We start from the raw sequence: 24,602 nt of genomic DNA, 5'->3' as shown, positions 1-24,602 counted from the left end.
TGCTCGGCGCCATCCCTCCAACGCGGCGCCGAGCATACCCGCTTCCCGCAATGCGAGGGAGCGCTTCGCGCGGCGCGCGGCGCGCAGGTGGACATCGCCTGTCCGGTGGCACCGACCACCGGCGCGATCGCGTCGTTCGACGTCATGGACATGCCCTCTCCCTCGCGCGGATCCGCCCCGCGGACGCGTCGCGCGGGAGCGTTGCGCGGTGAGCATCGCCCCGGGACATCGACGCAGAACGGAAGCCGCCGATGGCAGGGCGTCGGCGCCCCGTGTGGTAAGCTGCCGGCGCCGTGGCCCCTCCCGCGCTCGTCCCAGTCGCGGCCGCCTCATGCTCTCTCCGGATTGCCCGCTCGTCCTCGGTGGCCGCTACCGTCTCCTGAGCGAGATCGGCCGCGGCGGCGCGGGCGTTGTGTACATGGCCGACGACCTCGACGGAGGGGGTCAGGTCGCGGTGAAGGTCCTGCTCCGGACGCACGCGGCCGGCACGGCGGCGGCCTCCCGGTTCGAGCGCGAGATCCGGGCCATGCGGCTCCTCGACGCGCCCGGGTTCGTGCGCATGCTCGACGCCGGCTTCGCCCGCGAGCTCGACGATGCCCCCTTCCTGGTGATGGAGCTGCTCCGGGGCCACGACCTGGAGCAGCTCGTCACCACCGAGGGCAGGCGCTCGCCCGGCGAGGTGCAGCGCTGGCTCGGCGAGGTCGCCGAGACCCTCGAGCTCGCTCACGCGCGGGGCCTCTCCCACCGCGATCTCAAGCCCGCGAACCTCTTCCTCGCGATCGGCGACGACGGGCGGGAGCGCGTGAAGATCCTCGACCTCGGCCTGGTCAAGGCGGTCGATCCGGGCGCGCTCGGCGCGTCGGGCGGGATCACCGCCACGGGCACGGCGATCGGCACGCCCATCTACATGGCCCCCGAGCAGGCGCGCGGGCGCTCGGACCAGATCGGCCCGGCGGCGGACGTGTGGGCGATCGGCCTCATCGCCGTCCGCCTCCTGACCGGCGACATCTACTGGACCGCCAACAGCATGGCCGAGCTGATGGCGGCGCTCCTCGTGATGCGGCTCTACCCGCCGTCGACGCGCTGGCGGTGGCTCCCGCCCGCGTTCGACGCGTGGTTCTTGCGGTCGTGCGACCGCGACCCGGCCGGGCGTTTCCCTTCGGTCCGCCAGCAGAGCCTCGCGCTGCGCGCGGCGCTCGAGGGCTCCTCGGCGGCCGCCGAGCCGCCCGGCGCCGGCGGGCCGGCGTCGCCCGGGGGCGGCGTGCCCGCGGACATGCTCAGCACCGACACCATCGAGCTCGCGGGCACGGTCGAGGCCCCGCCCCCGCCCCAGGCGCTCCCCGGCGGCGCGCACCGCGACTCGGACCGCTTCTTGCCGCCGCCCGGCCTCCACGGCACCTCGCCGCCCGGTCTCCACGGCGCTCCGCCGTTCGGCCCCCACGGCACCTTGCCGCCCGGCGCCTCGCTGCCGCACGGCTCCTACAGCACGCCGCCGCTCGGCACCTCGCCGCCGCCGCCCGGCTCCTACAGCACGCCGCCGCTCGGCCTGTTCGGCTCGCCGGAGGCCGAGCGGCCGCGCCACAACCTGCCGGTCCAGCGCACGCCGTTCGTCGGCCGCGCCCGCGAGCGCGCCGAGATTACCGCGCTCCTGCTCGACCCCGAGGCCGGCCTGCTCACGCTCACCGGCGTCGGCGGCACCGGCAAGACCCGGCTCGCGCTCCAGGTCGCCGAGGAGCTCGTCCCCGCGTTCCCCGGCGGCGTCTGCTTCGTGCCCCTCGCGTCGCTGCGCGAGGCGGCGCTGGTGCCCTCGGCGATCGCGCAGGCCCTCTGCCTCGGCGAGGGCGGCGCGCGGCCGGATCTCGAGCGCGTTGTCCAGTTCCTCCGCGACCGCCGCCTGCTGCTCCTGCTCGACAACCTGGAGCACCTGACGGCCGCGGCGCCGGCGATCGCGCACCTCGCCGCGAGCTGCCCGCACCTCTCGCTCCTCGTGACGAGCCGCGCCGCGCTGAACCTCTCGGGCGAGCGGCGCTACGTCGTGCCGCCGCTGGAGGTGCCGGAGCCGCGCGACGTCACGGTCGACGCCGCGCTGGCGAGCTCGGCGGTGAGCCTGTTCTGCCGCCGGGCCGCCGCGATCAAGCCCGGCTTCCAGCTCGGCCCCGACAACGCCGCGGAGATCGTGGAGATCTGCGCGCGCCTCGACGGCCTGCCGCTCGCGATCGAGCTCGCCGCGTCCCGCCTCCGGGTCCTCACCCCCGCGGCGCTGCTCTCGCGCTTCGGCGACCGCGGGGCGGCCGGGCGCGCCTCCGCGCCCGCGGGCTCGTTCCGCCTGCTCACGGGCGGTGCGCGCGATCTGCCCGAGCGCCAGCAGACCATGCGCGCCACCATCGACTGGAGCTACGGCCTCCTCGATCCGGAGGAGCAGCTGGCCTTCCGCACGCTCGCCGTGTTCGCGGGCGGCTTCTCGCTGGCCATGGCGGACCAGATGTGCGCCTTCCGCGATCCGGCGCTCGACACGCTCGGGATCCTCGAGTCGCTGATCGACAAGAGCCTCGTGCTCCAGGTCGCGGGCGAGGAGCCGCGGTTCCAGATGCTCACGATCCTCCGCGAGTACGGCCTCGATCGGCTCGTGGAGGAGGGCGCCGCCGAGGCGTGCAACCGGCGCTTCGTCGAGCTCTCGCTGGAGCTCGCCGATCGCGCGGCCGAGGCGCTCGGCGGGACCGAGCAGGCCGCGTGGCTCGCGGCGCTCGATCTCGAGCACGACAACCTCCGCCTCGCCCTGGAGCTCGCGCTCGCGGGCGCCGACGCGGGCGCCGCGGTGCGCCTCGCCGCCGCGCTCTCGCGGTTCTGGTACATCCACGGGCACTACCAGGAGGGCCGCGCGTGGCTCGGCCGGGCGCTCGCGGGCGCCGGGGGCGTCGCGCCCGAGCACGTGGCGTCGGCGCTCCGGGGCGCGGGCAGGCTCGCGCTCCTCCAGTGCGACTACCGCGAGGCGCGCGCGCTGCTCGAGCGGGGCGCGACGCTCTACCGCGAGCTCGGGGACGAGGGCGGGCTCGCGTCGGTGATCCAGATCCTCGGGAGCGTCGCCCGCGAGCAGGGCGACTACGCGCGCGCGCTCACGCTGCACGGCGAGAGCCTCGCGCTGGCCACGCGCCGCGGCGACACGCTCGAGGCGGCGCGCGCGCTCGGCTACTCGGGCTTCGCGGCGTGGCTCTCGGGCGACACCGCGCGCGCGGAGGGCGCGTGCCGCCTCGCCCTGCCGGAGCTCCGTCGCGCGGGCGATCGCGAGGGGACCGCGACGGCGCTGCTCTACCTCGGCTGCGCGGCGCTCTACCGCGGGGAGCTCGGCGAGGCGGTCCGCCTCTGCGAGGAGAGCGAGGGCCTGTCGCGGCAGGTCAAATTCAAGGAGGGGATCGCCTGGACGAGCAACATCCTGGGCCTCATCGCCATCGAGCGCGGCGATCTCGCCCTCGCGGAGCGGCGCCTGCGGGCGAGCCTGCGGCTGCACCGGGAGCTCGGCGACCTCTGGCGCTCCGCGAGCGTGCTGGAGGCGCTGGCGTGCGCGGCGGTGCGGGCGGGGAAGGCGGAGCGCGGCGCCCGCCTGCTCGGCGGCGCCGCGGCGCTCCGCGAGTCCATCGGCACGCCGGTGCCGCCCATCGAGCGGCCGGCGCTCGAGGCGTGCGTCGAAGCCGCGCGCGCGGCGCTGGGCGAGGCGGTCGACGATGCGCGCTTCCTCGAGGGCCGGGGCGCCGGGCTCGACGCGACGATCGCGGCGGCGCTCTCGGAGTGAGCCCGTCCGCGTCGCGTGAGGGAACAGGTCTTCAACAGGAGTGAACGGGGCGGATCGAGCAGGATTTAGCGCCCTGGAAACAGTGCGGTTCGCTTCCGTTATCGAGCGCGCTGTGCTCGATGGTGGATATGAAGAGCGCACGATGGTTGTTCGCGGGGTTGATGGGGATGATGCTGGCCTTGCCCGCATGCTCCGATGACACGCAGGGAGGCCCGGGCGGCAGCACGGGAGAGGGCGGCGGCGGCAGCACGGGAGAGGGCGGCGGCGGCAGCACGGGAGAGGGCGGCGGCGGCAGCACGGGAGAGGGCGGCGGGGCGGGGGGATTCACGGTCACCGGACCGATCACGGGGGAGACGGCTCCAGAGGGCGCCGTGGTGGCCGTCGTCTGGGTGGTGAGCTCGTCCAGCCCCGACTACGGCTTCAACTTCGGCGAGGGGAGCCTCTCCGGCGCGACGTTCACCGTCGGCTTCGGGTCGGCGCCGCCGCGCGAGGCGCTCAACAGCAACGGTGTCGGCATGGGCTTCGTCATGCTCCTCGCGCCGGGCACCCAGGTGCCCGTGGGCGAGATCGACGCCGACGTGCTCGATACAGCGCTCCTCGGGGTGAGCTCGCGGCACGTCATCGTCTGGCGTGACGGCTCCGGCCAGGGGTTCGACTGGTCCGAGAGCTTCCCGGCCGGGTTCGGCTGCGGCAAGTGCGTCACGGCGCCACCAGGCGAGGGGTTCGACTCCTTCGCGCCTGTCGACTGCTCTGAAGTGGAAGTCCAGGTCGCATCGGACCCGGATTCGCTCGAGTTCTGCAACTGGACCTGACGTCGCGACCTGCTCACCGTGCGGGCTTCGCCGCCGGCAGAGCCCAGTTCTTCAGGATGCCTCTCGCCGCGCAGGCGCGGCGACTCCGGCCTTTCACCGCGCGCCTGAGCCTCCTCCCGCCGCCCCGCTCCGCCCCGCGGCCCGGCCGAGGCGCTCGGCCAGGCGGCGGAGCTGGTCGATGAGCTCCTCGGGCTCGTGCACCTCGAACTCGAACCCCATGAACCCGAGGTGGAACGCCAGCGCGTCGAGGCTCCCGCCGCCGGTGTGGACAACGCAGCGGTCCGGCGCCAGCGCCTCGATGCGCCCCGCCACGCCCGAGAGGCGCTCCGAGACGGCCTGCGCGGGGGCGTGCACGGTCACGCGTGCGCGGATCGGGTAGGCGTCCGTGGAGACTGACTTCGACACGTAGGCGGCCACGTCCTCCGCGGGCAGCGGGCGCGGCTTGAAGCGGCCCGCGGTCTTCGGCCTGCCCTGGATGCGATCGACGCGGAACGTCCGCCAGGCGTCTCGCTGGAGATCGTACGCGAGCAGGTACCAGCGGCGGCTCGTGTGCACGAGCCGGTACGGCTCGACGGCGCGCGTGCTCGCGGCGCCGCTGTGGCTGCTGTAGTCGAAGCGCAGCGCCTCGGCGTCGCGGCACGCGTTCGCCATGGCGGCGAGCGCGTCCGCGTCGACGGTGGGGCTACCGTCGACCAGCTGCACGCTCACGGCGCCCAGCGCGGTCACCTTGCGCCGGAGCCGCTTGGGGAGCACCTGCTCGAGCTTCCCGAGCGCGCGGACCGACGCCTCCTCCAGCCCCCTCACGGGCCCGGTCGCCGCCGCGCGCAGCCCCACGGCGACGGCGACGGCCTCGTCGTCCTCGAGCGGCAGCGGCGGCAGCTCCTTGCCGGCGCCGAGCTGGTATCCGCCGCCGATGCCGGTGGCCGCGTGGACGGGGTACCCGAGGCTCCGGAGCCGATCCACGTCGCGCCGGACGCTGCGCTCGGTGATCGCGAGCTCGCGGGCCAGCTCGCCGCCCGTCCAGAAGCGCTGGGATTGCAGCAGCGACAAGAGCTTCAGCAGCCGCGCGGAGGTCTGGACCATGTGCCGCCTGTCTCCTTGCGGACCGAATCTGTCCGCAATCCAGTCTAGCTTCCTCTCATCCCGGGGGCGAGGCGCTCGAAGGCGCGTCTCGACGAGCCCCACGGCCCCCGCCCCACAGATCCCTGGAGCCACCGCCCATGAGCATCGCCGCTTCCGAGCACACGACGACGACCCCCGGCCTCCGGACCTACAAGGGCAGCTGCGCTTGCCACGCCGTCCGCTTCGAGGCCGACCTCGACCCGAGCGCCGGGACGGGGCAGTGCAACTGCACGATCTGCGCGAAGACGAAGTGGTGGGGCATCATCGTGAAGCCGAGCGCCTTCCGCCTGCTCGCCGGCGAGGAGGTCCTCGGCGACCACTCGCGATCGGAGGCCGGCCATGCTCGGTTCTGCAAGACCTGCGGTATCCGCGTGTTCGCGCACGGGCACCTCCCGATGCTCGGCGGCGATTACTGCTCCGTGAACCTGAACTGCCTCGACGACGCGGACCTCACCGGCGTTCCGGTGCTGTACGTCGACGGGCTCCACAACACGTGGGCGCCGATCGGCTCCACGACGTACGTGGACCCGTTCCGCGCCGCAAAAGGAGCTTGATACCGCCCCTCTTCTTGCGGACCGAATCTGTCCGCAATCCAGTCTAGCTTCCTCTCATCCCGCGGGCGAGGCGCCCGAAGGCGCGTCTCGACGAGCCCTACGGCCCCCGCCCCCATCCCTGGAGCCACCGCCCATGAGCAACGCCGCTTCCGAGCACACAACGACCACCGCCGGCATCCGGACCTACAAGGGCAGCTGCGCTTGCCGCGCCGTCCGCTTCGAGGCCGACTTCGACCCGAGCGCCGGGACGACGCAGTGCAATTGCACGATCTGCACGAAGACGAGGTGGTGGGGCATCATCGTGAAGCCGAGCGCCTTCCGCCTGGTCGCCGGCGAGGAGGTCCTCGGCGACTACTCGCGGCACGAGGCCGGCCATGCCCGGTTCTGCAAGACCTGCGGTATCCGTGTCTTCGGGCACGGAAACATCCCGGAGCTCGGCGGGGAGTTCTGCTCCGTGAACCTGAACTGCCTCGACGACGCAGACCTCACGGGCGTCCCGGTGGTGTACCTCGACGGGCGCCACGACACCTGGGCACAGATCGGCGCCACGACGTACGTGAATCCGTTCTCTGCCGCAAAGGGGGCTTGAGCCGGGGCGCGCCGCGGCTCGGCCTCGCCGCTGCGATGGCAACGGCGCTCCCGGCGTGAGCGGCTCTCAGCGCCCCCCGGCGTCGTCGGGGAGCCCGTCGAGCAGCGGGACGAGCACCCTGGCGTCGATCGGCTTGACGAGGTGCAGCCGGAAGCCCGCTGCGTCGCTGCTGCGCTTGTCGCTGTCCTGGCCGTAACCGCTGAGGGCGATCAGGATCGGCGGGGCGTCCTGGAGGCGCGTGTGGAGCTCGCGCCCGAGCGTGTAGCCGTCCATCACGGGCAAGCCGATGTCGAGGATGGCGATCTGGGGCCGGAAGGCGTCCACGAGCGACAGCGCGCGTGATGCGTCGTGAGCGATGCGCACCTCGTGGCCGCTCTTGCTCAACATCTCCGCAATAAGCTCGGCGCCGTCTCGGTTGTCGTCCACGACCAGGACGCGCCGGCGCCGCGTCTGCGGCGGCCGCGATTGAGGCGGGCGAGCCTCGGGCGCCGCCGAGGGCGGGGCCGCCGCCGCTGGAAGACGCACCGTGAACTCGCTGCCTCGACCGACGCCGGCGCTCTTCGCGCTCACGACGCCCCCGTGCATCATCGTCAGCGTTCGCACGAGGGACAGCCCGAGGCCGAGCCCGCCCAGGGCTCGGTCCGAGCCACGTTCCCCTTGCACGAACATCTCGAACACGTTGGGCAGCAGGCTCGAATCGATGCCCTCGCCGTCGTCCCGGACGCGCAGCACGACATCGCCGCCCTCGCGGCGGGCGGTCACCTCGATGTGGCCTCCGGGCGGGGTGTAGCGCGCGGCGTTCGTGAGCAGGTTGTTGACCACCTGGGTGAGGCGGACCTCGTCGCCCTCGATCGGGAGGCCCTCGGTGGGCACCGACAAGGTGAGCTTGTGCCTTCGCTGCGCCAGGAGAGGCTCCGTCGCCTCGACCGCCTGCTCCACGACCCTCGCCAGCTCGAGCCACTTCTTCGAGAGCGTGACCTTGCCGCGCGCCACCCGCGCGACGTCGAGCAGGTCGTCGACGAGCCGTATCAGGTGCTGCGCCTGGCGCGCGATCACCTCGCGTTCGCGCGGCGTCGCGACGTTGCCGCGCAGCTCCATCAGCTGGACCGCCGTGAGGATGGGGGCGAGCGGATTGCGGAGCTCGTGGGACAGGAGCGCCAGAAACTCGTCCTTCTGGCGCGCTACCTCGTGGAGCCGAGCCTCTGTCTCCTTGAGCCGCGTCACGTCGACGAGCGCGCTGATGGCGCCGCGCGCCTCGCCGCTCGGCTCGCGCAGCGTCACCGCCCCGCCGTACAGGTGGATCGCGCGCCCGTCCGGGAACTCGAGCACGATCTCGTGGGGCGTCACCTCGTCGCCGCGCGCCGCCCGCTGGAGGGGCAGCTCCCCCGGGGGCAGGTTCACGCCGTCGACCAGCACCTTGAAGCCGCGGTCGTCTACCGCGTCGCCGCCCGCGCCCAGGGCCGTCCGTGCCAGGTTTTGCCCCGGATCGCTCCCGAGCAGCGCGTGCAAGGCGCGGTTGCCGTGCAGCTCCTGGCAGCCTGGGTCGCGGGCGACGAGCACCGCGGCCGGGACGGCATCCATCAGCACCGCGAGCTCATCTGCGCGCGCTCGCGCGAGCGCTTCGGCCTCCTTTTGATCATGCATGTCGAATACGGCGGCCACCCATCGCGTGACCTTGCCGTCGTCGCCCCGAATCGGCACCACCCGGCCGAGGTGGAAGCGATAGACACCCGCCCGGGTGCGGAGCCGGTATTCCATCTCGCACGTGCTGGAGGTGGAGAGGGCCTCGGCGAAGCACCGCTGCACGTGCGCCCGATCGTCGGGGTGCACGGCGGCGAGCGCGCCCTTGTCCCGGAGCGACTCCTCGCGGCCGAGGCCGGTGAGCTCCGTCCATCGATCGTTGACCCAATCCAGGCGTCCCTCGGCGTCGCACGTCCAGATGATCTGAGGCAGCGCGTTGGCGAGCTTCCTGTAGTCCCCTTGATCGCCGTCGTCAGAGCTCATATTCCCTCGCCTTCCTCGACGCGTGGGACCGGCCTTTCACGCCCAGATAACCTCCGACCAGGACAATCTCGTTCGTCTCGGGCGGCTTGATCGGCGCGCGGACGGGCATGATAAGGCCACTTATCATTTATAGGGCCGACAGACAATCATCGCATCTTCGATGCTCGCCCCGGCGAAGGCACGGGCGCGCGCGGGCTCGAATGCGAGCGCTGCGGGGGATCTGGGACGCGCACCTTGGGCGGATTCGCCGCGTTCGGCGTGCCAGCGGAGGACGGCGGCGGAGCGACGAGCCACCGCGAGCTCCGCGGGGCGCACGCGATCGCGACGGATCGCCGCCGCCCTTGGTTACGGGGAGGTCGCTTTGACGACGGCGTTGATGATCGCGTCCAGGTCCACCGCGTTCGCCATCGCCTGATACCCGGCGTCGTTCGGGTGCAGCTTGTCCGCGTCGTAGGCCGGGAGCAGGCGGCTCGGATCGGCCGGATCGCGCAGGGCCTTGTCGAAGTCGATCACCCCGTCGAAGGCGCCGCTCGTGCGGATCCAGGTGTTCAGCTTCTGCCGCTCCTGCTCGCCCTTGGCGGTGCCGTAGTCGCCCTTGTAGGTGCCGTTCGAGCCGGCGAACGGCACCAGGGTGCCGCCGTAGATCTTGAGCCCGGCGGCGCGGGCAGACTGGATGATCTGCTGGATCGCCGGGATCAGATCCGCGGCCTTGGCGGAGCGATCGCCGATGTCGTTGATGCCTGCGAGCAAGATGATCGCGCGGGCGCCGGGCTGGGTCAGCACGTCCCGCGCGAGGCGGGCAGGGACGGGGTACCCGAACTGGAGCTGGGGACGGACGGTGAGCAGCTCGTTCCCGATGATCCCGGCGTTCGCCACGGCGAGGGTCGGCCCCTTCCGGCTGGCGAGGCGCTGCGCGAGGTAATCGGGGTAGCGATGGTTGTCGTTCTTGGTCGACAGGTATCCATCCGTGATCGAATCACCGAGCGTGATCAGGGTGCCGACGACGTCCGGCGAGGCCTTGACGTCGACGCCCGACACCGCCATCCAGCACGAGATCTTCCGTGTGAACTGCTTGTCGGCGCCGTTCCCTGTCTGGTTGCCCGAAGCGAGGAAGTTGTCCTGTGCCGCAAAGTAGTGTTGCGTGATCGGCCCGGTCTTGCCCGGAAGGTAGACGTTCACCGCCAGCGCCTGCAGCGGCTGGACCTTCAGCGCCACGGGGTCGCTCACCGCCTCGCCGCCCGCGGCGATGAGGATCGAGGTCTGGCCCCCGAAGCGCAGCGGCAGTGAGCTCCCCGCGACCGTGGCGGCTCCACTGGCCGAGAGCGCGACCGACGCCGAGCCCACCTTGAGCGGCTCGCTGCCGCCGGCGTTGGAGATGCGCACGCGCACCGAGCTCCCGCCGGCGCTCACGCGGACGATGTTCCGGACCGTCTGGTCGGCGAGGCCGACGTCCGAGGGACAATCCTGCGAGTTGAACGTGCCGCCGGGCGTCGGGCTGCTGTGCCATCCAGCGACCCATCGCCCCTCGGGCGCCTTGTCAGCGGCCAGCGCGGGGCGCCCCGGCGCGCTGGTGATCAGCGCGACCACCGCGGCGACGAGGGAGACCCGCGATGAGCGACCGACCTTCGCCAGCAGCTCGAGCGAGGAGCGCCGGGCGTCGCGGCGCGCTGAGGTGATTCCGTGATGTCTCTGTCTATCTGCCATCGGCTCTCTCCCGGTTGTTGGCGTGGAGCGCGGAAGACCCCCTGGCTCGTCGGTCGCAACGCGCTCGCTTCGCCTGGATCCGCTCGGACTGTGTTGTCGGTCTCGCCATGAGCGCGCCCAGGGGGCGGGCTGCCGGCGCGGAGGAAGGAAATGCAAACGCGTCGGAGGCGTCAAGCCGCGGCGCGCGGCGTGCCGCCCGCCGCGCGCGGCAGTGCAGAGAGGCCGGCGAGGAATGCGCCCCAGCTCATTTGCGTTGAATTTGCCGTGGCGCGGTGCGGTAATCGCCCAAGGAGCCCCCGGATGCTCTGGGGACGCGGCTCGCGGGCATCACCATGGACAGGGACGCGTGACGGGCGGACGAGACAGCGGCGAGGACCTTCCGGCGGGCGAGAGCGTCCCGCCCGCGCCCGTCGAGGCGAGCGGCCCCGAGGGCGCGCCCGGGGCCGAGCTGCGGTCGGTCGCGGCGGGCGGCGCCACGCTCTGGCTCACGCAGGCGCCCGGGTTCTCGCTGTGGCGCGGCGAGGTGGCCGCGCCGGATCGGCTGCGGATCGAGGGGCGCGACGGCTACCTCCACGAGCTCCGGCTCGAGCCGGTCGGCGCGCTGCGGCTCGGCCGCGTGGAGCGCGTGGGCGACGAGCGCAACGAGCTCGTGTACCCCGACGTGGCGTCGCGGCTCGCGGCCTCGCTGCGCCACGACGGCGTGCGCTGGTGGCTGCGCCGCCGCGAGGAGTGCAGCGTGCCCGTGCAGGTCGGCGCGCGGCACCTCGCGCGCGGGGAGGAATCGCCGCTCGTCCACGGCACCTTCGTCTGCGTCGGCGGCATGCGCGCGACGTTCTTCGACCGCCGCTACGCCGCGCTGTCGGTCCCCGCAGGGGCGGTGGACCCGGCGACGGGCCTGCTCGCGCGCGCCGGGCTGGAGCAGGAGTGCGCGTCGCTCCTCGCGCGGAAGGGCCAGGGCGCGCTCGTCCTGCTGCGACCGATCGAGGCGGGCGCGCCCTCGCGCGCGGCGGCCGCGCTGGTCGCGGTGCACCGGCTGTGGCCGGATCTGCCTGTCGGCGACGCGGACGGCACGGCGGTGGTGCTCGTGCGGGGCGGCGCCGCGGAGGCGGCCGCCGCGGCTCGGCAGGCCCTGGAGGCCGCCGAGGCCGCGGGGCTCGGGGCGTTCGCGTGCGGCTATTTCACGATCGCCGGCGAGGCCGACGTCGCCGGCCGCGAGGTCGAGCTCGGCCTGCACGCCATTGCGTCGCTCGCGGCGGAGCGCGAGCGGGGCGCGGCGGGTGTGGACGGCGCGTCCACCCCCGTGGCGGAGCTCCGCGACAGCGCGGCCAGCGCGCGTTTCGCCGCGCCGTTCGAGGTGATCGAGGCGTCGCGGAGCGGGCGCCGGGCGACGGTCCTGTTCGGCATCGAGGAGCAGAGCGCGCTCGGCGGCGTCGGGCCGCACGTCATCGGGGCGCTCGCGCAGGAGCTCGCGGCGGTCGTCGCGACCCACGCGGGCGCCGGCGCGCTGATCGCGCCGCTCGCGCCCGGCGTGGTCGCCGCGTGTGTGCCCCGCAAGGCGGATCCTGCGGTGATGGCGAGCGCGGTGCAGTGCGACTGGCACGGCCGGCCGCCCATCCTGGACGGGAGGGTCGAGCACGCGCGGACCCTGTCGTGGGAGCTCCTGCACGACGCCGACGCGGGCGCGCGGGCGGCGGAGATCTCGCGCGAGTGCGGCGATCCGCACGGGGTGCTCTCGGCGCTGAGCGGCGGCCTGCCTTATCCCATCGCGGGGCGGGTGCGGGCGGCGATCGGGGCGTCGAGCGCGATCGAGCGGGTGAAGATGCTGTTCGACGTGCTCGAGGGCACGTGGCGCTTCATCGCGACGGTGCTCGTCTCGGCCTTCTTCAGCGGCGGCAGCGCGCCCCCGACCTCGGCGCGCAGCGGCGTCCCGAGCAGTCCGGGCGCGGGCGGGGGGAGCGCGGGCGCGAGCGGTCCGGGCGCGGGCGGGGCGCCTCCCGGGTGGGGCGCGTTGCTCGACTTCCATGGCCGCACGCGCACGCGCGACGGCCTGGCGCTCGGCGCGTGGCGCGAGCTCGCGCGCACGGCCGCGCGGGCGTTCGGCGATCGTGACGATCCGATCGGCTCGATGGCGAGGGAGGTGCTCGACGTCAAGCTGTCGCACAACCAGACGTTCGAGACGCTGTCGAACCTGATGCAGGCCGAGCGCAACCAGTTCGCGCACGGCCACTACACCGAGGCGCGGGCGGCCGCGGATCTGCCCGACTTCGAGCAGATGACGCGCGCGCTCCTGCGGGCGCAGCGGCCGCTCTGCGCGTGGACGCTGGTGACGGTCGAGAAGACGGAGCCGGACCTCTACGGCGATCTCCAGACGGTGGAGTTCATCGATCACACGGGCCCGTACGCGTCCGGGACGCGGCGGCGCATCGGGCTGAACTCCCCTGTTCGCCTGTCGAACGTGGTCTATCTGGCCCGCTTCCGCGAGGGGCTGATGCTGCCGCTCGAGCCGATGGTGCGGCGGCTCGCGCCGGACGACCGGTTCGATCTCTACTGGATGGATCACCTGCCGCGGCCGGGGACATGCCATATGAGCGCTGTCGTCGCGGGCCGGGCGGTGAAGGCGCCCTGCGATCCGCGGCGCACACCGCCGCTCCTGCGGGCGATGCTGGACGCCGCGGGCGGCTGAGGGGCCGCGACGAGCGCGGCTCGCCTGGCAGCCGCTGCCTCGGCCTGTCGATGTCGCAGAGGTGGTGGTCGTGGTATCGTCCGGAGCAGGCCATGTCAGCTGTCGACTCCACGGCCCGCCCGTCCGCTGCACCTCGTCCGGCCGCCGTACCCCGCCGCCGGATGGGAGCCCATGTCTACAGCCGCCCGCCCGAGCCGGTGTACTTCCCCGAGGCCGAAGAAGTGCCCGAGACGAACCTCCACCTGGAGCTTCGCACCGCGCTGTACCTCATCCTCAAGCGCGAGCTCGCGCACACGGCGACCCTCGGCTCCGACCAGTTCGTCTACTGGGACCCGACGACATCGAAGAAGCGCCTGGCCCCCAACGCCTTCGTGCGTCTGGGTATGCCTCATCGGACCTTCCGCACCTGGAAGATCTGGCTGCACGGGGCGCCTGACCTCGGGGTCGAGATCGTGAGCGACTCGGACGAGGGCGAGCCCGCCTGGGACGAGAAGCTCGAGCGCTACCGCGCCGCGGGCATCCCGGAGGTTGTGCGCTTCGATCCCGAGGATCGAGAGCGACCGATCCGCGTCTGGGACGCCCTGGAAGGCGATCTCGTGGAGCGGGCTTCCGACGACCCCGATCTGCTTGCTTGCGAGACGCTGGGCCTCTGGTGGACCGTCGTGCAAGACCAGTCGCTCGGCCCCATGCTCCGGCTGGCGCGCGACCGCGAAGGCCACGATCTGCTGCCGACGCCGGACGAGGCCGAGAGCAAGGCGCGCGAGGCCGAGAGCAAGGCGCGCGAGGCCGAGGGCAAGGCGCGCGAGGCCGAGGGCAAGGCGCGCGAAGCGAACGACAAGCTGCAGGCTGAGGTGCAGGCGCTGCGGGCAGAGCTGGCGCAAGCCCGAGGGAAGCGGAAGCCCCGGCGGCGCTCCCCGGGATGAGGCGCACGCTCGGCCGGGGGGCGTTCAGGACCATCTAGGAAGCTCGGCGGACTTCGCCGGAAGCGCCGGACCACGTTCCAACTCGCCGTCCGCAGCGCGCCGGAGGTGGCCGTCAGGCTGCGCTTCCGCGACGGGTGAGCCCTGGGGTCACTAGAATACCGATCACGTTGAAACCCGGAGAATTTTCACAGGGAGGCGAGGAGGCGGGGAGGAAGAAAGAATGAATTTCTTTCTCTTGCCGTCTCTCGCTCCCCGCCTCCCCGTCTCCCTGTGAAATTCCTGCTTTTCTCGTGGTTTCAAGCCGTTTGTCGCTCTAGAGGTTCGGCGGCGTCCACGTCATCCACCGGCCGAGGTCGGCCTTCGCCCCGTCGCTCTCGAGCAGGTTGGTGTCGTCGGTGTCGCCCCCGACGAGGAACTTCTTCACGTACGCCTCGAGGATCGCCCTCTGCTGCGCGGGGAACTGGCAGTGCTCATGGCCGCCGAGCTGTGAGTAAGCCATCCTGTCGGGCACGCCGAGCCCCTCCCAGATCGCGTGGGCGATCGACCCGGCCGTGAAGGTGCTGTCGATGCCGAGCCAATCGATTCGATTGTCGACGACGAGCAGCGCGCGCGGAGCGACGAGGCCCATGACCATGTGATGATCGAACGGGAGCGTCGTCACCTTGCTGCCGAAGTTCGCGCCGAAGCTCTCACGGAACCACGGCTGCTCACCGGCCGCATGGGAGAGGGTCTGCACGTTCTCCCCAGCGTCCTTCCCCGCCTGTGCGACGCGCCAGCTCGCCGAGCCGCCGGCGCCCGACTCCTGCGGGATCGTCAGCACGATGCGCTCGTCGAACGCTCCTGCCGTGAGAGCCCCCTTTCCATCCCGCGAACAACCCGTCACGGCGATGCGCTTCGGATCGATGTTGGCCGCCGGGGTCTTCTCCAGCGCGTCGATGATCCGGCTGATGCCCCAGGCCCACGCGATCATCGAGCTGGCCGGGTGGTCCTCGCCGTAGAGGTCATAGAAGATCCCCGTACCACGCGTGCCGCCGCCGCCCTGGGCGCCCATGTCGTTGTTGTTGAAGATGGCCGTCGCGACGCCGTTCTGGCTGAACACGCTCGCGTCCAGGGTCACGCTGCGCAAGGCCATAGAGACTGATGAGGAGCGGAATCGGAGCGGAGGGCGCCCCGGCAGGCCGGTTGATATCGACGGAGAAGGAGACGCTCTTCGAGCCTTCGTTGACGCCGACCGTCAGCTTGTTCCCCGAAAATTCCCCCGTCACGTCATCCTTGGACACCGCGGGCTTCGGTCTGGACTCGTACTCCTCGACCTGCGCCTTGATCTCTGCGCGTCGACATGCCCATTCCGACGTCTCGAAGAGCCCATTGGGTCGCGTGGCGCTGTCCGCTGTAGGTCGATGTCCATGTGAGCGTTCACAACATCATGCCACTCTCACGCAATAATTGCTGTATCACAAGAGAAGTCGAAATTCTACTCACGCGCCTCGCCCCGGCGCCTTGCAAACCAGCGGATTTGCCGGGCGAAAGCAAACTTGCGCCAAGACGAAAATACGAGAAAACTCGTGATCTCCGACCCACGACAAGGCATCCTGATGTCTGGGCGATGCTCGATGTGAGAGCCCCTCGGATGAGGTGAGTTCTATGGACACGTGGGCGAGACGGTTCATCGTTCCTGTGCTGCTCACGGCGAGTTATGCAGCCATGGGCGGTTGCACCGCGATGATAGGCGGCGATGACCCGGAGGCGAGCAGCGGCTCTGGCGACGGGCCCGGGAGCGGGTCTGGCGACGGGCCTGGGAGCGGGTCTGGCAACGGGTCCGGCAGCGGGTCTGGCAGCGGAGGGGACGGCTCGGCGGGGGGCGGCCCCGGCGTCGAGCCGACGGTGTGCGTGCCGGGCGTCCCGCGAACGTCGGCGCTGCCGCGTCTGACGAGGGCGCAATACGACAACACGATTCGCGATCTGGTCGGCATCGACACCCAGCCGTCGTCGATGCTCGCGCCGGACGGGGTCGGGAGCGTCGATCAGCGCGCGTGGGACGGGTACAAGACCGCCGCGGCGACGGTGGCGGCGGCGGTCATGGCAGACGCCAGGGCGCGCGCCAAGACCATCCCGTGCACACCGGCAGGCGACGGCGCAGCGTGCGCGAACCAGCTCATCGATACGCTGGGACGGCGCGCCTTCCGGCGCCCGCTCACCGACGAGGAGAGAGGGCTCTTCCAGGCCCTCTACGCTCGCCGCCAGGCGCTCACGCCGACCGGCTCGTTCGAGGACGGCGCCCAGCTGATCATCGAAGGGTTTCTGCTCTCGCCCTCCTTCCTGATGCGCGCAGAGATCAGCGAGAAGCCGGAGGGCGAGTACTTCGTGCTGAACAGCCACGAGGTGGCGTCGCGCCTCTCGTACCTGATCTGGGGAACCATGCCGGACGACGAGCTGTTCGCCGCGGCAGACGAAGACGCGCTGCAGACGCCGGAGCAGATCCTCGCGCAGGCGCAGCGAATGCTGGCGGATCCCAAGAGCCGCGGGATGGTCAAGGCCTTCCACGAGCTCTACCTCCACATGGGCCCCGGCACGCGCTGGTCGGACATCCAGCGTGATGCGGCCGCCTTCCCGGACTTCAAAGCGTCGATGATCCCGCTGCTGTCGGAGGAGACCGATCGCTTCATCGAGCACGTTGTCTTCGATCAGGCCGGGACGTTCCAGGATCTGGTCACCACGCCGGTGGGCTTCGTCAACGCCTCCCTGGCGCCGCTCTATGACCTGGATCCTGCGGAGTTCAACGGCGCGGAGCTCGTGCCGGTCGAGCTCGACCCGACGCAGCGCTCTGGCCTCTTCACCCGCCTGGGCTTCCTGGTGTCGCACTCGGGGTACGACCGGACGTCGCCCATCCTGCGCGGGGCGTTCTTGCAGAAGGAGGTCCTCTGCGCGGACATCCCGCCGCCGCCTCCGATGGTGGAGGGCACGCCGCTGCCCACGGACGCGAGCCTCACGACCAACCGTGCTCGGGTCGACGCGCAGACGTCGGGAGACTCCTGCGCGTTCTGCCATCACACGTACATCAACCCTGCGGGCTTCGCGTTCGAGGCGTACGACGCCGTCGGCGCCTACCAGCAGACCGAATCGTTCTCGGGCGCGCCCATCGACACACGGGTGAACGTCGGCGTCGGCGAGGACGTCGTGGAGGTCGACGGCCCGGTGGCGCTCTCCGAGGCCATCGCGAGCTCCCCGGCAGCGCACACCTGCTACGTGAGAAAGTGGGTCTCGTTCGCCTACCAGCGCGAGCTGAACAACGAGGACTCCTGCACCGTGGACGAGCTGACCGCCAAGCTCACGCAGGGCGGCTACACGGTGCTCGACCTCATCGCAGACCTCACACAGAGTCAATCGTTCCGAGTTCGTGCCCTGCAGGCGGAGGTGGAGCCGTGAACCGAAGACTGTTCCTGCGTGGAATTGGTGGCGCGGCGCTCGCCGTCCCGTTCTTGAATTCGCTCGGCCGCTCCGCGCGAGCGCAGGAGGCGCCGTCGCCGCGCCGCCTGGTGATCTTCTACACCAACAACGGTTGCCTGACGAACCGGTGGTTCCCGACGGGGATCGAGAACGGGGCCGGGAGCGTCACCGCGGCGTCGCTGGAGACGACGCAGGCGGACGATAAGCCCCGGACCCTCGCCCCGCTCGCGCCCTTCGCGGCGAAGCTGCTCTTCCCGCGCGGGCTCGCGATGCCGCTGAACGGCTTCAACAACAAGGTGGACGGCACGGAGTATTTCGATCCCCACGATCAGGGCATGGGCAGCAAGCTGACCTGCGCGCCCCTCGATCCCGCCGGAGATCACTGGGCGCTGTCGCACTCGCTCGATCACGAGATCGCGCAGCGCTTCAACCCGGGCACCAACAAGGTCCCGCTCGTGCTCTCCGTCGGCAATGCCTTCACGAACGTCAAGGGCATCGTGTCGTACTCGGCGCCGAAGACGCCGTACGCGCCGGTGACCAACGCGCGCACGGTGTACAGCAGCCTGACCGGGCTCTTCGTGAGCGGCCCGGCGACCGAAGCGGATTATCGCGTGGCTCGCGGCGAGAGCATCATCGATCTGGTGAGCCGTGACCTGAACGCCTACAAGGCCCGCAAGATGAGCGGCGCCGATCGGAAGAAGATCGACGACTGGCTCTCCCTGCTCCGCGAGACGGAGCAGCGCGTCATCCCCTCTGCTTGCACCGCGGAGTCGGCGACCGCCCTCGGCGTCACGGACGCTGCCCTCACCGAGGCGGGATACCCCGCTCGCGGCGGCGGCTTCCCCAACAACGAGAAGGTGTACACCCTGGGCAGCGAGATGATGATCCGCCTCATCGCCCTCACGATGATGTGTGACAACAACCGATCCATCGTGCTCCAGTGGCCGGGCTTCGTGACGTTCAAGTGGGACGGCATCGCGCACACCCACGATCATCACGGGCTCTCGCACCGGAACGGGAGCGCCGCCGTCGGCGGCCAGTGCGTGAGCGGCGTCATCGAGCAGCTCCACGAGATCGACCGCTGGTACGCGGGTCGGTTCGCCAAGCTGGTCAAGACCATCGACAGCATCGAGGAGGGGGGCGGCACCATGCTCGACAACTCCGCGGTCATGTGGCTGCCCGAGCTCGCCGACGGCAACGCGCACAACAACAACAACCTGCCGATCGTGATCGCCGGCAGCGCCGGCGGTTACCTCAAGCAGGGCGTCTCGGTGAACGTCGCGGGCGGGAAGCTCGAGGCAGGCAACAGCGAAGCCACCTGCTCGAGCGGCACGGAGGGCGAGAACAACAGCGGCAACACCGGCTCTTCGGGCGGAACCGTCCCGCTGAACAAGCTCTACACGACGTTGATCAACGCGCTCGGCGCCGGGATGCCCGAGTGGGTTCCTGTCGATCGCTTCGGCGTCTCGGATGCTGTCGCGGTTGGCTTCGGCGGCAGCGGGCCGTCGTTCACCACCGACGGCGCAGGCAAGGTCACCGACGGGCCCGGCATCAGCAAGCCGGGGGAGCTCGACGCCATCAAGGCGTGAGGCGACCGAAGGTACGCCGCAGGCCTGGGCCAGCGCGTGCACGAGAGCGCCGTCGGCGCTCTCTGACGTCCACGATCGGTTTTAGCGTGACCGCCCGACCTCACCTCGCCAGCGGGCGCGCGCGGGCTGGCCCCGAGGACAGCGGCGCGCCGATCCCGGTCGACTGCCCGGCGCGGCGGAGCGCATAGGCGATGCCGCTCTGAAGGGTGCCCATGGTGACGATGGACTTCAGCTCGATGTCCAGGCCCACCATCGCCTGGGCGACCTCGGCGCGCGTGCCGGTGAGCACGGCCTCGGTGCCGAGCAGCCGCAGCGCATTGGCGGTCCCCACGAGCGTCTGCGCGATCTGGGTATCGATGTGCCTCATCCCGGTGATGTCCAGGATCACGACGCGCGCCTGGTTGCGCTGGGCGCCGTCGAGCGCGACCTCCAGCACCTGGGCCGCCCGCGCGGCGTCCATGGTACCGATGAGCGGCATCACCATGATCTGGTCCGTGATCGGGATGAGCGGCGTCGAGAGCTCCGCCAGCCTCGTCTGCTGCGCCTCGAACATCTGGCGCTGCAGCGCGGCCCGCTCCCGCTCCGCCTGCTCGCGCTGCGTGAGCTCGATCTTCAGGCGCTCGTTGCTCGCGCTGAGCTGCGCGTTGGAGCGCTGGAGCTCCTCGGTGCGCTGCGCGACCTCGGCCTCGAGCCGCCGGTTGGCGTTCTGGACCTGCTCCTTCACCTCCCGCATGCCCGAGAGGAGCAGCGCGTTCTCGATGGATATCGCGGCCTGGGACGACAGGAGGCCGAGCAGCTCTACGCGGCTCGCGTTGAACGCCCTGCTCGCGGCGTTGTTCTCCAGGTAAAGGACGCCGTTCATGCGGCCCTGGTGGAGCAGCGGGAGGCACAGGACGGATCGCGTGCCCTGCCCGAGGACGCAGGGATCGTCGGAGAACCGGGCGTCGGCGCTGGCGTCGTCGAGGACCAGCGGCTCGCGGGTGCGAGCGACGAACAGCGCCACCTTGTGCGGCAGGTCGGGGCGCGCATCGAGCGGCTCGCTCGGCCCGAGCGCGAGCGTCCCGGGCTCGACCCCGAAGGTCGCCTCGACGAAGAGCCGCCCGTCCCGCTCCAGGACGAGCGCCCCCCGCTGCGCGCCGGAGTTCCCGAGCACGAGCGTCACAAGGCGTTCGATCACCCGCTCGAGCTCCGTCTCGCCGGCGATGCCCTGCACGGCGCGCACGATCAGCGCGGCGTCCCGCAGGTTGCCGACCGTCGTCCGGCCGAGGATGGTCCCCGCGTGCGCCGGGCCCGACGTCGCCGAGGGGATGGACGAGATCGGCACGCTGTCGCTCGAAGAGGGCAGCAGCGCGGCGTGATCGCGCGCGAGCGCGTCCGCCTTGGCCGTCGCTCCCCAGTGCCGGTAGCCGAGGTACGCGTCCGCCATGTACGCGCGCGCCACCTTCGTCCTGCCCTCGTGGAGGTGCAGCTTCGCGCACAGCTCGTTCGCGAGCGCCTCGTCGTGAGGAAACTCGTTCTCCCGGGACAGGGAGATCGCCCGGTCGTAAAGGCCCATGGCCTCGAGCTGGTCGCCGGCGACGCGCGCCTCCTCGGCCTGGATGAGCAGCAGCAGGTGCTGGAAGTTCATGGGGGCGCTCGCGGCGAGGCCCGCGATCCGCTCCTTGTGGCGGGTGAGGGTCTGCGCGCGGCGCTCCGCCTCTTCGGGCGACGCCGCGGCGGGCAGCCCGAGGAACGCCATGCAAGCGTAGAAATGCAGCTTCGTCGGCTGATACAAACCGAGCATGCCCGCGCCGTAGGCCTCGGCGTCCGCGGCGTTCGCCGCGGCCCTCTCGCAGTCGCCGTACAGATAAGGAAGCTGCAGCTTGAGCAGCGCATAAAAGAAGAGGCCCGCGATCAAGTCCCTCTCTTTGAGGCGCGCGACGAACTCGTCCTCGTCGAACTGGTCGTCGCTCAGGCTGTCGGGGGCCCGCGTCCGCCCCTGCAGGCTCGCGATCGCCTGCCTCATGAGCGTCATCACGGCCGTGCCGCTGACGTCCCCGGTTCGCCGTAACACGACGAGGCCTCGCTCCACCTCCTCGCGCAGCTCCTCGAGCGGATAGCCCGCGGTGAACATGTTGCTGGTCACGCAGTTCCATACGTTGCTGAGATGGGCGAAGTCGCCCGATTCCAGCAGCCCTTGCCGCGCCTGCAGGAAGCGAGAAATCCCGTCGCGCACGTCGTGGAACAGGTGAGAATACGTGGCGAAGACGTAGTTCACCCTGGCGGTCAGAGCGGCGTTCGAGAACTTGTCGCTCAAGGTGATGGCGAGGCGGCCGAACGCGTGGCCGTCCGCGGGCCGCCCCTGCAAGACCGCGAGCAGGAATCCGTACGAGGTGTACGCGAGGGCGGACACGTCCGCGTGGCCGTACCGCAGGGAGATGTTGACCTGCTTGAGGACGAACAGCGGGTAAAGCTCCGGCCTCAGGCAGAAGACCGGCCCCATCATATCGCTGATGAGGTGGACGAGCGCCCTTTGCTCCGGGTTGTCCATCACCGGCGCGTCGAGCAGGTCTTCTATGCGCCGGCCCGCCAGGTTCGCGCCCACCTCTGCAAGCTCGGCCCCGACGCGCGCCTGCAGCTCCGCCTCGCTGCTCGGCAGCGTGAAGCCGAGGACGCCGGTGCCCTCGCCGCCCAGGCGCAGCGCGTCCGCGAGGTTCCCCAGCGTCACGTGGAGCAGCACGCGGAGGCTGTAGATGTGCGCCCGCTCCACGTTCGACCGCGCCTGGGGCATGAGGGACGTGAAGAGCTCCTCGGCCCGCTCGGGCGCGCCGCTCAGGTACACGCACTCCGCGTTCTCGCGGCTGAGCGTGAAGCAGAGCGCCTCGTGGCGCTCCCAGCGCGCGTCCCCGAGGAGCTCGAGCCCGGCGCTGAAGTGGTCTGCGGCCGCCTGATAGGCTGTCCTGATCTTGGCCGCCCTGCCTGCCCGCTGGTTGAGCCGGGCCAGGGCCAGCCGCTCGGCCTCGTCGGCGATGCCCCGCGCGCCCAGGTTCAGGTGGCGGACGAGCTCGATCAGGTCCTCGTCCGGCGGCGTCTCGCCGGCCCGCGCCCAGAGCAGCCGGCCGATCGCCAGGTGCAGCGCTTCCCTGCGCGAGGGCTCGACCAGCGAGTAGGCCGCGTGGCGCACCCGGTCGTGCAGGAACCGGTACGATACCTTGATCTCCTGGGGGGCCGAGGGCTCGGTGTCCGCGCTCTCGTCGAAGAAGCGATAATCGCTGTCACGCGGCACGATCAGGCCCCCGCGCAGCGCGTCCCACAGGTCGGCGGCCGTCGCGGCGGGCGATTTCTCGTGGACGGCCGCCAGCGTGGTGAGATCGAACGTGTGGCCCAGGCACGCGGCGAGCTTCAGCGCGCGCTGCGTCGCCGGCGGGAGCCGGTGCAGCCTGTCGAGCATGAGGTCGACAACGTTGTCCGCGGCGACCGCCTCCCGGACGCGCGCCACGTCCCATGCCCAGGCCTCCGAGGGCGCGTCGAACCACAGCGCCCCCGCGTCGTGGAGCTCGCCGAGGAGCTGGCCCAGGAAGAACGGGTTGCCCTCGGTCTTCTCGAAGACCAGCGTCGCGAGCGGCGCGACCGCATGCGGCCGCGCGCTCAGCGTGTCGGCGACGATCTGCGTGACCGTGGGCACGTCGAGGGGCTTGAGCGTGAGCTCGGCGATCGCCACGCCGGACTTGCGGAGCTCACCCAGCGTCGCGTGCAGCGGGTGGGCGGCGTCCACCTCGTTGTCCCGATAGGCGCCGATGATCAGGAGATGGTTGCCCTCCACGTCCGTGAGGAGGCGCTCCAGGATCCTGAGCGAGGCCGGATCGGCCCACTGCAGATCGTCGAGGAAGAGGGTCAGCGGGTGGGTCGGCGCAGCGAAGACCCGCAGGAAGCGCTGCACCAGCAGATCGAAGCGGTTCCGGGCCTCGGTCGGCCCGAGCTCCGGCACGGCCGGCTGAGGCCCGAGGATCAGCTCGAGCTCCGGGATCAGCTCGATGAGGAGCTGCCCGTTCGCGCCGACCGCGGCGAGCAGCTTGCGCCTCCACTCCTCGACGGCCGCCGCCGACTCCGTCAGCACCTGCCGGATGAGCTCGCGGAAGGCCTGCGCCACCGACGCGAGCGAGACGTCCCGGTTGATCGGATCGAACTTCCCCTTCGCGAAATACCCTCCATGACGGGCGATGGGCTTGTGGATCTCGTTCACCAGCGTGGTCTTGCCGACGCCGGAGTAGCCCGAGATGAGCACCAGCCCGGCCGCGCCCCGGCGAGCCCGCTGAAAGGCGGACAGGAGCACGTTCACCTCGTGATCCCGGCCATAGAGCCGCTGGGGAACGCGCAGATCCAGCGGCCGGTCGTGCTGGCCGAGCGGGAACGGATCGGCGCGGCCCGTCGCCTCCCACCGCCGGAGGCACTCCTCCAGGTCGAGCTTGACCCCGCGGGCGCTCTGGTACCGGTCCTCCGGCATCTTGGCCAGGAGCTTCACGATCACGTCCGACAGCGCGCGGGGCACCCCCGGCGCGCGCTCGTGCGGCGGCGTCGGCACGCGCGCCATGTGGCTGTGAATGAGCGCGGTGGGATCGCCCTCCTGGAACGGGAGGGCCCCTGTCAGCATCTCGTAGAGCGTGACGCCGAACGAGTAGAGATCGGCGCGCAGATCCACGCTCCGGTTCATGCGGCCAGTCTGCTCAGGGGCGATATACGACAAGGTGCCTTCGAGCGCGTCCGGCGGGACCGTCTCGGGGGTCTCCCTCGAGAGGCGCGCCGCGATGCCGAAGTCGACGAGCCGCGGGCTCTGCGTCTTCTCGTCGATCAGGATGTTGTGCGGCTTGATGTCCTTGTGAATGATCCGGAGTCCGTGGAGCGTGTCGAGGGTGCCCGCGAGCGCGATGGCGGTGCGGAGCGCCGTGCCCACGTCGAGCCTGCGCGCCTTCAGGACGGCGTGCAGCGAGGAGGGGCCGAGGTCCTCCATGATGAGCGCGAGGCCCCTGCCGCACTTCTCGATGGCGTGTGCCTTGACGACGCCGGCCACCTCACCCGCGTCCCGCAGGATGGCGAACTCGCGCCGCAGCCGCGCGAGATCTCGGGCGGTAGGGAACTCGGACCGAGGCATCTTGACCGCGACCGGCGCGCCGTCCTCGTTCCGGCGGCCGCGGTACAGCACGGTCTCGGAGCCTTCGTATACCCTCTCGAACAGCGTATGACCTGACAGATCGATCATGGCAGCAAGGCCCCGTATTCCGCGTCAGCATCCAAAGGAACGTGACGCCCCCCACACATCAGCTCGAGCATCCGCCGTCCCCCCGCCGGACAGAGACTCACCCGCCGGCAGAATACGCGGCAAGGCATGGATGTCCAGCCTGGCGGCGCTCA

General features: G+C 71.3%; 13 protein-coding genes. 8 read left to right on the top strand and 5 right to left on the bottom strand.

Going from position 1 to position 24,602, the window contains the following annotated elements; genetic code table 11:
• Positions 1-331 precede the first annotated feature (331 nt).
• Positions 332-3,787, top strand: coding sequence for a protein kinase domain-containing protein (locus WMF46_RS28035; RefSeq protein ID WP_437980004.1), 3,456 nt, complete (start codon positions 332-334; stop codon positions 3,785-3,787).
• 128 nt (positions 3,788-3,915) lie between these two features.
• Positions 3,916-4,599 carry a hypothetical protein gene (locus WMF46_RS28030; protein WP_437980003.1) on the top strand — a complete coding sequence of 228 codons (684 nt, stop codon included), beginning with the start codon at positions 3,916-3,918 and terminating at the stop codon, positions 4,597-4,599.
• 93 nt (positions 4,600-4,692) lie between these two features.
• Here WMF46_RS28030 and WMF46_RS28025 read toward each other — a convergent pair whose 3' ends face one another.
• Positions 4,693-5,682, bottom strand: coding sequence for a helix-turn-helix transcriptional regulator (locus WMF46_RS28025; protein ID WP_437980002.1), 990 nt, complete (start codon positions 5,680-5,682; stop codon positions 4,693-4,695).
• A gap of 137 nt (positions 5,683-5,819) precedes the next feature.
• Here WMF46_RS28025 and WMF46_RS28020 point away from each other — a divergent pair, with 137 nt between their 5' ends.
• Both WMF46_RS28020 and WMF46_RS28015 read left to right on the top strand, forming a co-directional pair.
• On the top strand, positions 5,820-6,275 hold the full coding sequence (locus WMF46_RS28020) for a GFA family protein (RefSeq protein ID WP_437980001.1): 456 nt from the start codon (positions 5,820-5,822) through the stop codon (positions 6,273-6,275).
• A gap of 133 nt (positions 6,276-6,408) precedes the next feature.
• Positions 6,409-6,864: a GFA family protein gene (locus WMF46_RS28015; RefSeq protein ID WP_437980000.1), complete on the top strand. Its 456-nt coding sequence runs from the start codon at positions 6,409-6,411 to the stop codon at positions 6,862-6,864.
• A gap of 66 nt (positions 6,865-6,930) precedes the next feature.
• Here the strand turns inward: WMF46_RS28015 and WMF46_RS28010 are convergent, their stop codons facing one another.
• Positions 6,931-8,868, bottom strand: coding sequence for a PAS domain-containing hybrid sensor histidine kinase/response regulator (locus tag WMF46_RS28010; protein WP_437979999.1), 1,938 nt, complete (start codon positions 8,866-8,868; stop codon positions 6,931-6,933).
• 345 nt (positions 8,869-9,213) lie between these two features.
• On the bottom strand, positions 9,214-10,572 hold the full coding sequence (locus WMF46_RS28005) for an SGNH/GDSL hydrolase family protein (protein ID WP_437979998.1): 1,359 nt from the start codon (positions 10,570-10,572) through the stop codon (positions 9,214-9,216).
• Positions 10,573-10,918: 346 nt separating this feature from the next.
• On the opposite strand from WMF46_RS28005, the gene WMF46_RS28000 reads away from it, so the two are divergent.
• Both WMF46_RS28000 and WMF46_RS27995 read left to right on the top strand, forming a co-directional pair.
• Positions 10,919-13,255: a hypothetical protein gene (locus tag WMF46_RS28000; protein ID WP_437979997.1), complete on the top strand. Its 2,337-nt coding sequence runs from the start codon at positions 10,919-10,921 to the stop codon at positions 13,253-13,255.
• 92 nt (positions 13,256-13,347) lie between these two features.
• Positions 13,348-14,178: a Uma2 family endonuclease gene (locus WMF46_RS27995; RefSeq protein WP_437979996.1), complete on the top strand. Its 831-nt coding sequence runs from the start codon at positions 13,348-13,350 to the stop codon at positions 14,176-14,178.
• Between the two features lie 313 nt (positions 14,179-14,491).
• Here WMF46_RS27995 and WMF46_RS27990 read toward each other — a convergent pair whose 3' ends face one another.
• Entirely contained in the window at positions 14,492-15,310 is an 819-nt protein-coding gene (locus WMF46_RS27990; protein WP_437979995.1) for a glucuronyl esterase domain-containing protein, read from the bottom strand.
• A gap of 512 nt (positions 15,311-15,822) precedes the next feature.
• Between WMF46_RS27990 and WMF46_RS27985 the strand changes: the two genes are divergently transcribed.
• Both WMF46_RS27985 and WMF46_RS27980 read left to right on the top strand, forming a co-directional pair.
• The gene (locus WMF46_RS27985) at positions 15,823-17,604 is read left to right on the top strand and encodes a DUF1592 domain-containing protein (RefSeq protein WP_437979994.1); all 1,782 of its coding nucleotides are present in this window, start codon (positions 15,823-15,825) and stop codon (positions 17,602-17,604) included.
• On the top strand, positions 17,601-19,214 hold the full coding sequence (locus tag WMF46_RS27980; protein ID WP_437979993.1) for a DUF1552 domain-containing protein: 1,614 nt from the start codon (positions 17,601-17,603) through the stop codon (positions 19,212-19,214). The genes WMF46_RS27985 and WMF46_RS27980 overlap by 4 nt, the downstream gene beginning before the upstream one ends.
• Positions 19,215-19,314: 100 nt before the next feature.
• Here WMF46_RS27980 and WMF46_RS27975 read toward each other — a convergent pair whose 3' ends face one another.
• Positions 19,315-24,450: an AAA family ATPase gene (locus WMF46_RS27975; RefSeq protein WP_437979992.1), complete on the bottom strand. Its 5,136-nt coding sequence runs from the start codon at positions 24,448-24,450 to the stop codon at positions 19,315-19,317.
• Positions 24,451-24,602 lie beyond the last annotated feature (152 nt).

It is taken from the genome of Sorangium sp. So ce117, from assembly GCF_051524395.1.
GTDB lineage: Bacteria > Myxococcota_A > Polyangia > Polyangiales > Polyangiaceae > Sorangium > Sorangium cellulosum_B.
This window is presented reverse-complemented; position numbering and strand designations above follow the sequence as displayed.

Excerpts from the sequence above, each read along its gene's own strand:
- WMF46_RS27975 (WP_437979992.1), bottom strand. The coding sequence starts at position 24,450 with ATGATCGATCTGTCAGGTCATACGCTGTTCGAGAGGGTATACGAAGGC.
- WMF46_RS28010 (WP_437979999.1), bottom strand. The coding sequence starts at position 8,868 with ATGAGCTCTGACGACGGCGATCAAGGGGACTACAGGAAGCTCGCCAAC.
- WMF46_RS28030 (WP_437980003.1), top strand. The coding sequence starts at position 3,916 with ATGAAGAGCGCACGATGGTTGTTCGCGGGGTTGATGGGGATGATGCTG.
- WMF46_RS28035 (WP_437980004.1), top strand. The coding sequence starts at position 332 with ATGCTCTCTCCGGATTGCCCGCTCGTCCTCGGTGGCCGCTACCGTCTC.
- WMF46_RS28025 (WP_437980002.1), bottom strand. The coding sequence starts at position 5,682 with ATGGTCCAGACCTCCGCGCGGCTGCTGAAGCTCTTGTCGCTGCTGCAA.
- WMF46_RS28020 (WP_437980001.1), top strand. The coding sequence starts at position 5,820 with ATGAGCATCGCCGCTTCCGAGCACACGACGACGACCCCCGGCCTCCGG.
- WMF46_RS28005 (WP_437979998.1), bottom strand. The coding sequence starts at position 10,572 with ATGGCAGATAGACAGAGACATCACGGAATCACCTCAGCGCGCCGCGAC.
- WMF46_RS27990 (WP_437979995.1), bottom strand. The coding sequence starts at position 15,310 with ATGGCCTTGCGCAGCGTGACCCTGGACGCGAGCGTGTTCAGCCAGAAC.
- WMF46_RS27985 (WP_437979994.1), top strand. The coding sequence starts at position 15,823 with ATGGACACGTGGGCGAGACGGTTCATCGTTCCTGTGCTGCTCACGGCG.
- WMF46_RS28015 (WP_437980000.1), top strand. The coding sequence starts at position 6,409 with ATGAGCAACGCCGCTTCCGAGCACACAACGACCACCGCCGGCATCCGG.
- WMF46_RS27995 (WP_437979996.1), top strand. The coding sequence starts at position 13,348 with ATGTCAGCTGTCGACTCCACGGCCCGCCCGTCCGCTGCACCTCGTCCG.